Source organism: Ornithinimicrobium sp. CNJ-824 (genome assembly GCF_001942405.1).
In the GTDB taxonomy this organism is placed as follows: Bacteria; Actinomycetota; Actinomycetes; order Actinomycetales; family Dermatophilaceae; genus Ornithinicoccus; species Ornithinicoccus kibberensis.
Genome location: NZ_MKKA01000012.1, coordinates 1 through 13604 on the forward strand (window position 1 = coordinate 1; position 13604 = coordinate 13604).

Consider the following 13604-nt stretch of genomic DNA (forward strand, 5'->3'; position numbering starts at 1 on the left):
ACATGAAGCCGAGCATGATGATGGCCATCGCCGAGCCCATGAGCAGGGCCATGTAGACCCGCTCCTCGCTGAACGTCATGTGCGCCCAGGTCCAGGCGTTGGTGTAGGTCAGCAGGAACATCGTCACCGTCGAGGTGGTGATCATCGCGGCGAAGATCAGGTACATCTTCCGCTCGTGCTTCTTGTGCTGGTCGTGGTCCTGCTCGGACTGGCTGTGCTGGTCGTGCTGGGACATCAGGGGATCCTTCCTCCAGGGGTGAGGGCGGGGGTATGACGTGAGGCTAGGACGCCCTCAGCCGTCCGGCTCCTCGAGCCGTCGGCGGCGGGTCTGGTAGTCCTGCTCGTCGATCTCGCCGCGGGCGTAGCGCTCGTCGAGGATCCGGCGTGCCGCGGACCGGCCGCCGGAGGCGCTCGTCCGGCCGCCGCTGGAGCGGACCAGCAGCGCCACGACGGCGACGACGGCGACGAGCACCAGGAGCCACACCAGCAGCATCCAGATCGACCCAGCGCCCATGCCCCATCCGTTGCCCATCATCGTTCCTCTCCTTCCGGTGGCGGTCGTCGGCTCTCGCCCCGTGGGTCACCCGGCGACGATCGTGCCCATCATGCCGAGGTCCTCGTGGTCCAGGATGTGGCAGTGGTAGACGGTCCGCCCACCGAAGTCGGCGAACCTGATCCGCACGGTGACGGTGCCGCCGGCGGGGACGTTGACCACGTCCAGCCACAGCGGCTCCTCGGGGCGCCGTCCGTCCACGTCCATGACCTGCATGGGCCACACGTGCAGGTGGAAGGGGTGGTCCAGCGGGCCCACGTTGCCGATGGTCCACTCCTCGACGGTGTCCAGCCGCACCTGCTGGTCGGTGCGGTCGGGGTCGAAGGACCGACCGTCGATGGTGAAGTCCATCATCCCGCCCGGTCGGCGGCCCCCACCCCCGCCACCGGGGCCCCTGCCAGGACCACCGCGCCGCCCATCATCCCGCCCATGCCCATCTCCATGGTCAGCTCCCGGCGCCGGTCGACGTCGACGTCGCGCAGGTCGGCGAGGGGACCGTCCGGACCACCGGGGAGCCCACCGGCGACGCCTCCGTCGGACCCGCCGGCCGAGGACCCGCCCCGGTCGACCTCCAGGTGGGCCAGGACCCGTTCGGTGTCCTCCGGGCCGACCGCGCCGCCCATCATCCCGCCCATCATCTGGCCGCGGTCCACGGGCACGGCGACCAGCTCGGCCTGGCCCTCGGCCAGGTCCACGAGCAGGTCCATCCGGTTGCCCGGAGCCAGCACGACCTCATCCAGGCCCACCGGCGCAGGCAGCCGGCCCACGTTCCGGCCCACGACCTGCCCGTCGGTGCCCTCACCGCGCAGTCGCAGCGACAGGAAACGGGACGAGCAGGCGTTGACCACCCGCCACCGCTCCCGCTCGCCCGCCCGGCCGCGCAGCCGGGGCTCCAGCTGCCCGTCGAGCAGGAGGAGCTCGCCCTCCCGGCCCATCATCCGCTCCGGCATCGAGGGACCCACGACGGAACCGTCCTCGGCCAGGGTGATGTCGGAGACGACCAGCACCCGCTCGCGGTCCACGGCCGGCGGGTCGTCCTCCTCGACGACGATGGCGCCGTAGAGGCCGGCGAACAGCTGGTCGGCCACGCTGCCGTGGTGGTGGGGGTGATACCAGTACACCCCCGGCGGGTGGTCCTCGGGCAGCTGGTACTCGTACTGGTGCCTCTCCCCGGGCCCGACCTCGACGAAGACGTCGTCGCCCTTCCCCTCGGGGGTGACGTGCAAGCCGTGCACGTGCAGGTTGGTGACGTGGTCCAGCTGGTTGTCCAGCTCGATCCGCAGCAGGTCCCCGGGCCGCAGCCGCAGCGTCGGACCCGGCACGCCGCCGTTGTAGCCCATCGTGGTGGCCGACCGTCCGGCGACCTCGTGCGTGTCGAGCCGGGCCTGGAGCTGCACGTCCAGCCGGCCGTCGCTGCTGACCAGCGCCTCCGGCTCCACCAGCTCGCCCCCGGGATCGCCAGGAGCGCCCGGGGTCGTCAGCTCGCGCCACAGGCCGGTCCCGCCCGCGACCGCGCTCACCACGCCCGGACCGCCCAGGGTCAGGGCGGTCCGCCGGCTGACCGGCCTCACGGTCCGTCCTCCCCCCGGGCCAGCACGGCCCGACGCTCCTCGTACTCCTGCGTGCTCAGCTCCCCGGCCGCATACCGCTCGTCCAGGATCTCCCGCGCCCGGGAACGGGAGGCGGGGGGTGCCGACCCCTCGGAGGCATCCGTCAGGCCACCGACCAGCACGCGCACGGCGGTGTAGCCGAGCAGCGCGACCCCGACGACCAGCAGGACGATCCAGAACCACACCATGGGTCCCATCATGCTCCTGCCGGGCCGGTGCGGACCGTGTCAGGTGAGCCACAACGGCGCCAGCCACCCGGTGAGGCACGCGGACACGAGCAGCGTCCCGACGACGAGGGCGACGACGCGCCAGCGGGCCACGACGAGCATCCCGGTCAGGCCCCGACGCTCGTGCCGGCCCCGGTGATGAGGAACGCCAGCGCCGGACCGGCCCCCATGCCACCGTCCATCAATGAGGCGACCAACGGCAGCGACCCGTCCGTGTTGAGGTAGACCGGCACGCCGAGCAGCGCCGCCAGCGGGACCGCCGTGAGCGCGTTGCCGTCGCCCAGGTGCTGCTCGAAGAACGACGACGGGACGAGCTCGACGACCAGGTAGCCCAGGGTGGCGAACGCCAGGAAGTAGACCGTCAGCCGCCGGCCGTTGGCCAGCACCACCCGGCCGAACTCCCGGTGCCGGTCCGACGGCGGGGCCTCGACCTCGTCGTTGGCGCAGGTCGGTGCGCCACCGCCCTCGAGGAGGTATGCCGTCGCGCCCGTCGGCGCGTCGGGTGCCCCGCACCCTGCACCGCCGCCCCCCACCAGTGCCGGCTCCGGCACCTCAACCTCCCTCCGCGCCGGCGAGGACGCCACCACCCTCGCCTGGCCGGTCAGCCAGCCGTGCCGCTCCAGCACCCACGCGGCGGTCCCGCCCAGCAGGCCCACACCGACCGCGGCGAGGAGGAAGGTCGTGGCGAAGGCCGGCCCGAAGAGCCCGACTGACCAGGCGTACTCGCCGGGGCTGGTCAGCGGGGAGGAGGCCAGGAACGCGACCACCGGGGCCCACGGGACGGAGGCCGCCAGCGACCCGAGGACCACAGCCATCGTGCCGCAGGAGCAGAAGGGCGTCAGTGCACCCAGGGCCACGGCGCCCAGAACCGCGATCGGCGTGCTGCGCCGCAGCCATCCGCCCAGGCGGTCGGTGCCGACGTAGACCTGGATGGCCGAGGCCAGCAGGACGCTGAGCACGAGGTAGGGCCAGGTCGCCTCGACCGTGTCGAGGACCCGCTCGAGGACCCGCAGGAGAAGATGGGAGGAGGTGGTGGACATCGAGGCTCCTTTGCATAGATGTCTATCTAATGATTAGATGACTGTCTATGAAAGGCCTCGCGGTGTCAACTTCTTCCCCTGCCGAGCAGCTGCGCGAGCTGTGCTGCTCGCCGGTGCTGGCCGGTGAGCTGGACGGACCCGAGGCCGACCTGCTCGCGCGCACCCTGCGGACCCTGGGCGACCCGGTGCGGCTGCGCATCCTGGGCCGGATCCGGACCAGCGACGGGGCCCGGACGACGACGAAGGAGCTCGCCGACCACCTCGGGCTGACCCAGCCGACCGTCTCCCACCACCTCGGCGTCCTGCACGACACCGGGTTCCTCACCCGCAGCCGCGACGGGCGCCAGACCTGGTACGTCATCGAACCGACGGCCTTCGAGTCCCTGCAGCAGCTGCTAGACCCCGCGCCCGCCGCCGGAGGGTAGACGGCCAGGACTCGTCGTGGTCCCGTCCCGTTGCCGTGAGCGTCGGCCAACCGCTTTACTTGACCCACCAGCACCTCCGGTGCGAGAGAGGTGGCTCATGCGCCCATACCCAGCAGCTCCTCGGCGGTTCCTCGCCGCCACGACCGCGGCCCTGGTCGTGCTCCTGACCGCCTGCGGTGGGGACGACGACGCCGGCGAGGCCGGGGTGGAGGAGGACCAGCCGGTGGCGGCGGCCGAGACGGACCCGTCGGACGAGGAGATGGACGTTGAGGAGGTTGCGGCCCAGCAGCAGACGGACGAGGCCGCTGCCGGTGAGGCGGCCGAGGCGACCAGGATCTGCGACGCACTCACCGCGGTGGACCCCGACACGGCCTTCGCCGACCTGACGTTCAGCCCGCCCGAGCCCGGCGACGGGGTCACCTCCTGCCGGATGTCCCTGACGAACGCCGAGGGGGAGGGGCTGGCCGCCGCCCTCGACCAGAACGACCTCTTCTCGGTCTACCAGGAGCAGTACGCCGAGGACGAGGACCTCTACCGCGAGCTCGACGGGCTGGGGGAGGAGGCCTTCATCCTCAACAACTCCCAGCTGCACGTGCGGCAGGGTCAGGAACGGTGGATGGTCAGCCTGCAGGCGATCGTCTTCGGTGACGACCCGGCGGTGCCGGACGCCGACGCGACCGAGGCGGGCCTCACCGAGATCGCACGCAGCCTGCTCAGCCAGTAGGACCGTGCCGGGGCACGCCCGCGGCAGCACGGCATACCGACGTCTCCTCGCCGCCCTCGTGCTGGCGGGGGTGGCCACCTTCGCCCAGCTCTACTCGCCCCAGGGCGTGCTCCCGCAGATCGCCGACGACCTGGGCGCCACCGCCCACCGGGCCGCGCTCGCGGTGTCCGCCGCCACCCTCGGCCTCGCGCTCGCGGTCGTGCCCTGGTCGTTCGTGGGGGACCGCTACGGGCGCCTGCGGGCGATGGTCGCGGCCGTCGTCGGCGCGACCGTCCTGGGCCTGGCGGCGGCGTGGGCGCCCACCTTCGAGCTGGTCCTGCTGGCCCGCCTCCTCGAGGGCGCCTTCCTGGGCGGGGTGCCGGTGCTGGCGATGGCCTACCTCAACGACGAGGTCGACGCACGGTCGGCCTCGGTGGCCGCCGGCTGGTTCGTCGGCGGGACGACGGTCGGTGGGCTGCTCGGCCGGGTCGTGGCCACCCCGGTCGCCGACCTGACCTCGTGGCGCGTGGGGATGACGGCCGTCTCGGCGATGGCCGCGGCCGCCGCCGTCGGCTTCGTCCTGCTGGCCCCGCGCGAACGCCGTTTCGTCCGGGTCCGCGGCGAGAGCTTCCTCGACCGGACGACGGGTGCTGACCAACCTGCAGGACCGGGCCCTCCTGGGCCTCTACATCGTCGCCTTCCTGCTCATGGGCGGGTTCGTCGCCGTCTACAACTACCTGGCCTTCCGCCTCGTGGCCGCGCCCTACCTGCTGCCGGCCTGGGCGGTCGGGCTCGTGTTCCTCGCCTACCTGGCGGGCACCGTCTCCGCGCCGCGGGCGGGGGTCCTGGCCGCCCGTCACAGCAGGTATGCCGTGCTCGTCGCCTCCGTGCTCGTCATGCTGGCCGGCCTGCTCGCCACGCTGACCGGGCCGCTGTGGCTGGTGCTGCTCGGCCTGGTCGTGATGACGGCCGGCTTCTTCGGCGCCCACGCGGTGGCCTCCGGGTGGGCGGGGGCCCGGGCGGTGACCGCGAGGGCCCAGTCGACAGGGCTGTACAACCTGGCCTACTACGGCGGGTCCAGCCTGCTGGGCTGGGCCGGCGGCCTGGCCCTCGAGGCGAGGGGCTGGACCGGGGTGGTCGGCTTCGTGGCGGTGGCGATCCTGCTGTCCCTGGTGGTTCTCCGGTTGCTCGTGGGACGAGCGGGAGTAGCGTGACTGCGACCGGTCCGTGACGAGGGGAAGAGGATCCCGCCATGAGCCACCAACCACCGCAGGTCCCCGGCGACCACCTGCACCGGTTCGCACCCGACCCGGACCGAGGGGCGGAGATCGAGCAGAAGTCCCCCGGCGAGCGGGACCCGGGCCTGGAGCCCCGTGCCAACACGGTCCGCTGGGGCGGCCTGGCGGCCGGTCTTGTCGCCGCCCTCGCCATCTACCTGCTCATGGGGGACGTGGCGCACCCGGCCAAGCTGACCGCCGCCGTCGCCGTGCTCATGGGCATCTGGTGGATGACCGAGGCCCTCCCGATCCCGGCGACCGCCCTGGTGCCCCTCGTGGTGTTCCCGGTCCTGGGGGAGGCCAGCGTCAACGACGTCGGCGCGTCCTACGGCAACAACATCATCTTCCTCTTCATGGGCGGGTTCATGCTCGCCCTGGCGATGCAGCGGTGGAACCTGCACCGCCGCATCGCCTTGGTCACCGTGCGGGCGATGGGCACCAACCCGGCGATGGTGGTGGCCGGCTTCATGATCGCCACCGGCTTCCTGTCCATGTGGGTCTCCAACACCGCCACCGCCGTCATGATGCTGCCCATCGGCGTCTCGGTGCTCATGCTCGTGACCACGCTCGGCGAGAAGGTCGGCGAGCCGGCCGCGGCCGGTGCCGAGGGGGGCGAGCCCGACCTGCAGTCGGAGGCGGTCAAGGACGCCGTCATCGAGTCCAACTTCGGCACCGCCCTCATGCTCGGCATCGCCTACGCCGCCTCGATCGGCTCCCTGGGCACCATCATCGGCACGCCGCCGAACACGCTGATGGTCGGCTACCTCGCCGAGAACCACGACATCGATGTCGGCTTCGGCCAGTGGATGCTGGTCGGCGTCCCGCTCGCGGTGGTCTTCCTCGTGATCGCCTGGTTCCTGCTGACCAAGGTGATCTTCAAGCCCGAGATCGACGAGATCCCCGGCGGCCGCGAGCTCATGGACGAGGAGGTCGCCAAGCTGGGCGGCATGTCCCAGGGCGAGATCCGGGTGCTGGCCCTGTTCGTCCTCGCCGCGCTGGCCTGGGTGACCGTGCCGCTGATCTGGGAGGAGCCGCCGATCAGCGACGCCGGCATCGCGATGGCCGTGGCGCTCCTGCTCTTCCTGCTGCCCGCCGGTGCCGCCCGCGGCGTGCGCCTGCTCGACTGGGAGAGCGCGGTAGAGCTCCCGTGGGGCGTGCTGCTCCTCTTCGGCGGCGGGCTGGCGTTGTCCGCCCAGTTCGGCGCCTCCGGCCTGACCGAGTGGATCGGCGGCCAGGCCGAGGGCCTCGGCGGTCTGCCGGTCGTGCTGCTCGTCGTGGTCTTCGCCGCCGGGATCATCTTCCTCACCGAGCTGACGAGCAACACCGCGACGGCGGCCACCTTCCTGCCCGTGGCCGGCGGCGTCGCCCTCGGGATCGGGGTCGACCCGATGCTGCTGGTCATCCCGGTGGCGCTGGCCGCCACGTGCGCGTTCATGCTGCCGGTGGCCACCCCGCCCAACGCCATCGCGTTCGGCTCCGGCTACGTCACCATCCCCCAGATGATGAAGGGTGGCCTCTGGCTCAACCTCATCGGCATCGTCCTGGTGACCATCACGGTGATGACGCTGGCGGTCTGGGTGTTCTCGATCGTCTACTGACCGGACCGCAGCCTTTGGGAGGATGGAGCCATGAAGACGCTCATCGTCGCCCTGCTCATCCTCTGGCTCGTGCTCTCCGTCCTCGGCGCCCTGCTCGAGGGGCTCTTCTGGCTCCTGGTGATCGGTGTCATCGCGTTCCTGGCCACCGCCGCCTGGGGATGGTTCAAGCTGCGCAGCACGCCCTGAGGACGGAGGCAGACGGGCCCCGGCGGTTTCCCGCCGGGCCCGTCCTGCCGTACCATCGTCGCCAGCGAGGGGAGTACTTCCCAGCGCCGCTCCGGTCACTACGTCACCCCAGGGGTGTCCCGGACGGCGGCCCGTGGCCCGGGTGAAGGAGACCTCGATCCGATCGACCTGATCTGACCGAGAGGCCCTTCCCCTGATGCTGACCATCCCCGCTGCCGCCGTGCCGTCGGCCATCTCCACCGTCGCCACCCCCGGCCTATGGGCCGTCACCGTGACCGCCGTGCTGGCCCTGCTCGCGCTGGACTTCGCCCTGACCCGCACGCCCCACGAGGTGTCGATGCGGGAGGCGGTGGGCTGGAGCGTGTTCTACATCGCCCTCCCGCTGGCCTTCGGCGCCTACGTCTGGACCCGCTTCGGCTCCACCACGGGGCTGGAGTACCTCACCGGCTACCTCGTCGAGAAGTCCCTGTCCGTGGACAACCTGTTCGTCTTCATGCTCCTGCTGTCGGCCTTCGCCGTGCACAAGGAGCTGCAGCAGCGGGTCCTGCTCTTCGGCATCGCCGCCGCCCTGGTGCTGCGGGCCGTCTTCATCGCCCTTGGGGCGGCCGTGCTGGCCAACTTCACCTGGGCCTTCCTGCTCTTCGGGGTCATCCTGCTGGCCACGGCGGTCAAGGTCCTGCGCGACCAGCTCAGCGGGGGAAGCCACGACCTCGACGTGTCGTCGATGCGCTCCGTCCGGCTGATCCGCCGGTTCGTCCCCGTCACCGAGGACTACCGCGGCACCCGGCTGGTCGTGCGGGAGGCCGGCCGGCGGGCGCTCACCCCCCTGGCCGTGGTCGTGGTGGCGATCTTCGCCACCGACATCGTCTTCGCCGTCGACTCGGTGCCGGCCGTCTACGGCATCACCGGCGACCCGTTCCTCGTCTTCGCCACCAACGCGTTCGCGCTCCTGGGCCTGCGCGCGCTCTACTTCGTGCTCCAGGGCGCGCTGAGCAAGCTCGTGCACCTCGGCTACGGCCTGGCGGCGATCCTGGGCTTCATCGGCGTCAAGCTGGTGCTGCACTGGGCGCACGGCCTCTGGCCCGGCGTCCCCGAGGTGCCGACCCTGGCCTCGCTCCTGGTCATCGTCGGCGTGCTCGCCCTCGTCACCGTCACGAGCCTGTACGCCACCCGGGGCGGGGGAGACCCCGTCGGCTCGGCCCACCTGGCCCACCTGGGCACGCCCACCGAGGAGGGCTCCGACGTGCCGGCGGAGGAGGCGGACCGTTCCGTGGACACCCGGCCCGGACACCCGTCGGACCGGGCCTGACGCCCCGGCCGGTCAGGCCGACTTGATCGCGGAGATGTCCAGGACGAGCTTGATCTTCTCGCCGACGAGCACGCCGCCGGTCTCCAGGGCGGCGTTCCACGTCAGGCCCCAGTCCTTGCGGTTGATGCTGGTCTCGCCCTCGAAGCCGGCGCGCAGGTTGCCGAACGGGTCCTTGGCAAGGCCCGTGCTGGTCAGCTCGACCGACAGCGGGCGGGTGACGTCCTTGATGGTCAGCTCGCCGTCCAGCCGGAAGGTCTCCTCGTCGACGCGCTCGACGGAGGTGGTGCTGAAGCGCACCTCCGGGTAGGTCTTCACGTCGAAGAAGTCGGCCGAGCGCAGGTGGGCGTCCCGGTCGGCCGCGCCGGTGTTGATGCTCGCCGCCTGCATGACGACGGTGGCGTGCGAGGCGGACAGGTCTTCGGTGTCCACGACGCCGCTGCCCTCGAACTCGTCGAAGGTGCCGCGGACGTTGGTCACCATCGCGTGCCTCGCGACGAAGCCGAGGCTGCTGTGGCTAGGGTCGATCGTCCACGTGCCGTCGAGCTCGGCAGCGGCAGTCTCGGTCTCCGCCGCGGCCGGGACCGACCTGTCGGTGGCCGGCGACGCGGCGGTGGCCACCGGGGCCGTGGTCTTGGTGCCGGTCGAGGCGGCGTCGGACTTCTTGGTGAACCAGTCGAAGAGACCCATGCGAAAACTCCTGAAGATCGGGTGGTGGGGATTCGGCTCCACCCTAGGGGCAGTTATGTGACAAGTCAACTATCGACGGAGGCGGCCCTCCCCGAGGCGGGGCGTCACACCAGGCGGGTGGCCAGCTCCTGGACCGTCCGCTGCCGATGCACGTCGCGGTCCAGCTGCTCGGCGGCATACGCCCCCGCCACCGGCTGGACCATGACCTCGTCCACGCCGAACTGCGACGCCAGCGCCCTCACCTGGTCGGCCACCTCGTCGGCGGTCCCCAGCAGCCAGGGGTCGGTGACGGCGTCGAAGGCCGGCTGCGGGATCGGCAGCGGCTCCTCGAGCGCCTCGTCGACCGTCAGCAGCGGCCGCATCCGCAGCGGGCCTGGCGCCTGCAGGCTGGCCATCATCAGGTGGAACGGCAGCGCCAGCCGCCCGGCCTCCTCGCGGGAGTCGGCGACCACGGCGTTGACGGTGAGGAAGGTGCGCGGCTCGCCGGGGCCGGCGAAGCCGGACCGGTAGAGCTCCAGCGCCGCGGCCGTCCCGCGCCCGGCGAAGTGGTGGGCGAAGACGTAGGGCAGTCCCAGCTCGGCCGCCAGCCGCGCCGAGTAGTCGGAGGAGCCCAGCAGCCACACCGGCGGGGCCGTGCGCGCCGACGGCGTCGCGCGGATCGCATGCTGGCGCTGCCCGATCTGCACGGCGGCACCCTCAGGGTCCATGAACGCCATCACCTGCTGGACGTACTCCGGGAACCGCTGCACCGCGTCGGCGTCCGACTGCCCGGCGCGCAGGGCCCAGCTGGTCACGGGGTCGGTCCCGGGGGCCCGCCCGATCCCCAGGTCGATCCGACCGGGGTATGCCGCCTCCAGCAGCGCGAACTGCTCCGCCACCGCGAGGGGGGCGTGGTTGGGCAGCATCACCCCGCCGGAGCCGATCCGCATCCGCTCCGTCGCCGCCGCCAGCATCCCGATCGCCACCGGCGGGCTGGTCGAGGCCACCGACATCGTGTTGTGGTGCTCGGCCAGCCAGTAGCGGGTCACCCCGCCGCGGTCGGCCACGACGGCCAGGGACCGGGCGGCGTCGAGGGCCTGGGCGGTGGTCTGGCCGGTGCGGACGGGCAGGAGGTCGAGCACGGACAGGGCGATGGGTGACATGTCCACAGTCTAGGGAGCGTGCCAGGATGATCCCGCCCGACCCCCGGTGGCGCCGTACCGGCACCCGCCGCCCGCCCCTTGACCACGCCATACCCGCAGGAGCAGCCGGTGACCGACCACCCGACCCTGGCCCGGCGGCTGGGCACCGCCGACGCCGTCGTCATCGGCCTGGGCTCGATGATCGGCGCCGGGGTCTTCGCGGCGTTCGCCCCCGCGGCGCAGGCGGCCGGCACGTGGCTGCTCGTCGGCCTGGCGGTCGCCGCGCTCGTCGCCTACGCCAACGCGACCTCCTCGGCCCAGCTCGCGGCGCAGTACCCGACCTCCGGCGGCACCTACGTCTACGGCCGGGAGCGGCTGGGGGCCTGGTGGGGCTTCGCCGCCGGGTGGGCGTTCGTCGTCGGCAAGACCGCCAGCTGCGCCGCGATGGCGCTGACCTTCGCCGCGTATGCCGCACCGCCCGGCTGGGAGCGTCCCGTCGCCGCCACCGCCGTGGTGGCGCTGGCGGCGGTCAACTACCACGGGGTCACCCGGACCGCCGGGCTGGCCAGGGTCATCGTCACGGTCGTCCTCGTCTCGCTCGGGCTGGTCGTGCTGGCCGGGGTCGTCGGCGGCGACCCGGACTGGACCCGTGTGCTGCCCGCCGGGGCACCCGGTGCGGGCAGCGGCTTGGTGGGCGCGGGCACGGACGGTCTGGCGGCAGTCCCCGGCTACGGTGTCCTCCAGTCGGCCGGCCTGCTCTTCTTCGCCTTCGCCGGCTACGCCCGCATCGCGACGATGGGGGAGGAGGTGCGCGACCCCGCCCGGACGATCCCCCGGGCCATCCAGCTCGCCCTCGGCGGTGCCGTCCTCGTGTATGCCGTGGTCGCCGCCACCCTGCTCGCGGTCCTGGGTGCGGAGGGGACGGCCTCCTCGGCCGCGCCGCTGGCCGACCTGGCCGCGGCCGGCCCGTGGGCCTGGGCGGGCGTCGTCGTCCGGGTCGGGGCCGCTGCCGCCTCCCTCGGCGCCCTCCTCGCGCTCATCGCCGGGATCGGCCGGACCAGCCTGGCGATGGCGCGGCAGGACGACCTGCCCGGCTGGCTGGCCGCCGTGCACCCCCGGCACCGGGTGCCGCACCGGGCGGAGGTCGCGCTCGCGGGCGTCGTGGTCGTGCTGGTCCTCACGGTCGACCTGCGGGAGGCGATCGGCTTCTCCTCGTTCGGGGTGCTGCTCTACTACCTGGTCGCCAACCTCTCGGCCTGGACCCAGGACGAGGACCACCGTCGCTTCTCCCGAGCCCTCCAGGCCGTCGGGGCCGTCGGTTGCCTCGTCCTCGTCGTCACCCTTCCGCCCACGGCGGTGCTGGCGGGGACGGCCGTGCTGGCGTCGGGCCTGGCCCTGCGGGCCGCCCGCCTGCACCACCGTCGACCGCGGGGGCGGCGTCGCCGTCGCTGACCGACGGCTCCTCGCGCCGGTCGGCGCGGCCCGCCGCCCCTGATACCGTGGGAGGAGAGCACACGCGCTCCGGGGTCGGTGCAATTCCGAGCCGGCGGTGACAGTCCGCGACCCGACCGCAGCCAGCGGCCGGTTGACCTGGTGAAACTCCAGGACCGACGGTGAAAGTCCGGAAGGGAGGCAGCGCGCGGTGGACCACGCGTCGGCGTGACCCGGTCCCTCGGACCGGATCCGGCCTCCGGCGGTCCTCTGCCGTCGTCCCCCTCGTCCCGGGCAGGACCGACGACGGAGAGACGCCGATGAGCACCGACACCCGCTGGCTGGACCAGGCGGTCGACGCTGCGCTGCACGGACCCGCCGTCGACCCCAACCCCCGGGTCGGCTGCCTCGTCGTCGCGCCCGACGGCACCGTGGTGGGCCGCGGCCACCACCGCGGGGCCGGCAGCCCCCACGCCGAGGCCGTGGCCCTTGCCGCCGCCGGTGACCGCGCGAGGGGCGCGACCGCATACGTGACCCTCGAGCCGTGCAACCACCAGGGCCGCACCGGCCCCTGCACGCACGCCCTGCGGGACGCCGGGGTGGAGCGGGTGGTCTTCGCCGTCCCGGACCCCACCCCCCAGGCCGCCGGCGGGGCGGAATGGTTGCGCGAGCGGGGGATCGAGGTCGAGGTGCACCCCCACCGCGACGCCGAGGCGCTCGTGGCCGACTGGACCGCGGCCGCCCGCCTGGGCCGGCCCGTCGTGGTCTGGAAGGCGGCGATGACGCTGGACGGCCGGGTCGCCGCGGCCGACGGCTCCAGCCGCTGGATCACCTCCGCCGAGGCCAGGGCCGACGCGCACCTGCTGCGTTCGCGGGTCGGGGCCGTGGTCGTCGGCACGGGCACCGCGCTGCGGGACGACCCCAGCCTGACGGCGCGCACCGCCGAGGGTGAGCTGCTGCCCGACCAGCCCCTGCGCGTGGTCGTCGGCCGCCGGGACCTGCCGGTGGACGCGCGGCTGCGGACCGGCCCCGGCGAGCTGCTGCACCTGCGCACCTCCGAACCACGCCAGGTCCTGGCCGAGCTGTCCCGCCGCGGCGTCCACCGGGTGCTGCTGGAGGGCGGGCCCACGCTGGCCGCCGCCTTCTGGCGGGCCGGGTGCGTCGACGAAGTGCTCGTCTACCTGGCCCCGGCGCTGCTCGGTGCCGGGGCCGCCGGCGTGGGCGACCTGGGCATCGCCTCGATCGAGGACGTCGCCCGCCTGGACCTCGTCGACGTGACCCGGGTGGGACCCGACCTGCGGCTCTCCCTCGTCCCGCAGGCGCCGCCCCGCGAGCGTGGGGCGCGGTCCACCCCGTCCGTCGGGCACGCCCGACCGGCACCGCCGACCACCACCGACCAGCGGACGCTCGCCCCGTCCCCGACCCCCTGAGGAGCCC

Annotated in this window: 16 protein-coding genes, 2 pseudogenes and 1 riboswitch; of the genes and pseudogenes, 9 read left to right on the forward strand and 9 right to left on the reverse strand. The window is 73.1% G+C overall.

The genetic code is table 11. The features are described from left to right. The 6 genes and pseudogenes from BJF81_RS06620 to BJF81_RS06640 all read right to left on the reverse strand — a co-directional run. Positions 1–235 (reverse strand): annotated as a pseudogene (locus BJF81_RS06620) (hypothetical protein); the annotation flags it as partial. 57 nt (positions 236–292) lie between these two features. Then, entirely contained in the window at positions 293–535 is a 243-nt protein-coding gene (locus BJF81_RS06625) for an SHOCT domain-containing protein (RefSeq protein WP_075957670.1), read from the reverse strand. A gap of 45 nt (positions 536–580) precedes the next feature. Beyond that, positions 581–907, reverse strand: coding sequence for a multicopper oxidase domain-containing protein (locus tag BJF81_RS19290; RefSeq protein ID WP_237770079.1), 327 nt, complete (start codon positions 905–907; stop codon positions 581–583). Beyond that, the gene (locus BJF81_RS06630) at positions 904–2124 is read right to left on the reverse strand and encodes a multicopper oxidase family protein (RefSeq protein ID WP_237770080.1); all 1221 of its coding nucleotides are present in this window, start codon (positions 2122–2124) and stop codon (positions 904–906) included. Before BJF81_RS06630 ends, BJF81_RS19290 begins: the two co-directional genes overlap by 4 nt. Then, positions 2121–2351, reverse strand: coding sequence for an SHOCT domain-containing protein (locus tag BJF81_RS06635; RefSeq protein ID WP_237770081.1), 231 nt, complete (start codon positions 2349–2351; stop codon positions 2121–2123). The genes BJF81_RS06630 and BJF81_RS06635 overlap by 4 nt, the downstream gene beginning before the upstream one ends. A gap of 146 nt (positions 2352–2497) precedes the next feature. Beyond that, positions 2498–3430 (reverse strand): permease, encoded by a 933-nt coding sequence (locus BJF81_RS06640; protein WP_202817443.1) that lies wholly within the window; start codon positions 3428–3430, stop codon positions 2498–2500. Positions 3431–3477: 47 nt separating this feature from the next. Here BJF81_RS06640 and BJF81_RS06645 point away from each other — a divergent pair, with 47 nt between their 5' ends. Continuing rightward, positions 3478–3855, forward strand: a complete 378-nt coding sequence (locus tag BJF81_RS06645) for an ArsR/SmtB family transcription factor (protein WP_075957672.1) — start codon at positions 3478–3480, stop codon at positions 3853–3855. Positions 3856–3952: 97 nt separating this feature from the next. Further along, positions 3953–4579: a hypothetical protein gene (locus tag BJF81_RS06650; RefSeq protein WP_143780701.1), complete on the forward strand. Its 627-nt coding sequence runs from the start codon at positions 3953–3955 to the stop codon at positions 4577–4579. On the opposite strand, the gene BJF81_RS19295 is transcribed toward BJF81_RS06650, so the two are convergent. After that, the gene (locus BJF81_RS19295; protein ID WP_237770086.1) at positions 4569–4727 is read right to left on the reverse strand and encodes a hypothetical protein; all 159 of its coding nucleotides are present in this window, start codon (positions 4725–4727) and stop codon (positions 4569–4571) included. The two genes, BJF81_RS06650 and BJF81_RS19295, sit on opposite strands and share 11 nt — an antisense overlap. Between BJF81_RS19295 and BJF81_RS19300 the strand changes: the two are divergent. From BJF81_RS19300 to BJF81_RS06665, 5 genes and pseudogenes are all read left to right on the forward strand, one after another. Then, positions 4686–5120 (forward strand): annotated as a pseudogene (locus BJF81_RS19300) (MFS transporter); the annotation flags it as partial. The gene BJF81_RS19295 and the pseudogene BJF81_RS19300 sit on opposite strands and share 42 nt — an antisense overlap. 85 nt (positions 5121–5205) lie before the next feature. Further along, positions 5206–5772: a hypothetical protein gene (locus tag BJF81_RS19305; protein WP_237770087.1), complete on the forward strand. Its 567-nt coding sequence runs from the start codon at positions 5206–5208 to the stop codon at positions 5770–5772. Positions 5773–5810: 38 nt separating this feature from the next. Next, positions 5811–7433, forward strand: coding sequence for an SLC13 family permease (locus tag BJF81_RS06660; RefSeq protein ID WP_075957674.1), 1623 nt, complete (start codon positions 5811–5813; stop codon positions 7431–7433). A 30-nt stretch (positions 7434–7463) separates the two neighbouring features. Further along, on the forward strand, positions 7464–7619 hold the full coding sequence (locus BJF81_RS18335) for a DUF4175 domain-containing protein (RefSeq protein WP_143780702.1): 156 nt from the start codon (positions 7464–7466) through the stop codon (positions 7617–7619). A 196-nt stretch (positions 7620–7815) separates the two neighbouring features. Beyond that, a complete protein-coding gene (locus tag BJF81_RS06665) occupies positions 7816–8928 on the forward strand; it encodes a TerC family protein (RefSeq protein ID WP_075957675.1) in 1113 nt (370 codons plus the stop codon). Between the two features lie 12 nt (positions 8929–8940). On the opposite strand, the gene BJF81_RS06670 is transcribed toward BJF81_RS06665, so the two are convergent. Further along, complete coding sequence (locus BJF81_RS06670) at positions 8941–9615, reverse strand: YceI family protein (RefSeq protein WP_075957676.1); 675 nt, start codon at positions 9613–9615, stop codon at positions 8941–8943. A 104-nt stretch (positions 9616–9719) separates the two neighbouring features. Further along, positions 9720–10757 (reverse strand): LLM class flavin-dependent oxidoreductase, encoded by a 1038-nt coding sequence (locus BJF81_RS06675; RefSeq protein WP_202817444.1) that lies wholly within the window; start codon positions 10755–10757, stop codon positions 9720–9722. Positions 10758–10865: 108 nt separating this feature from the next. Between BJF81_RS06675 and BJF81_RS06680 the strand changes: the two genes are divergently transcribed. Together BJF81_RS06680 and ribD are read left to right on the forward strand one after the other, a co-directional pair. After that, complete coding sequence (locus tag BJF81_RS06680; protein ID WP_075957677.1) at positions 10866–12188, forward strand: APC family permease; 1323 nt, start codon at positions 10866–10868, stop codon at positions 12186–12188. A gap of 62 nt (positions 12189–12250) precedes the next feature. After that, positions 12251–12377, forward strand: a riboswitch (FMN riboswitch). A 110-nt stretch (positions 12378–12487) separates the two neighbouring features. Continuing rightward, positions 12488–13597 (forward strand): bifunctional diaminohydroxyphosphoribosylaminopyrimidine deaminase/5-amino-6-(5-phosphoribosylamino)uracil reductase RibD, encoded by a 1110-nt coding sequence (gene ribD, locus BJF81_RS06685; protein ID WP_075957678.1) that lies wholly within the window; start codon positions 12488–12490, stop codon positions 13595–13597. Positions 13598–13604: the final 7 nt, after the last annotated feature.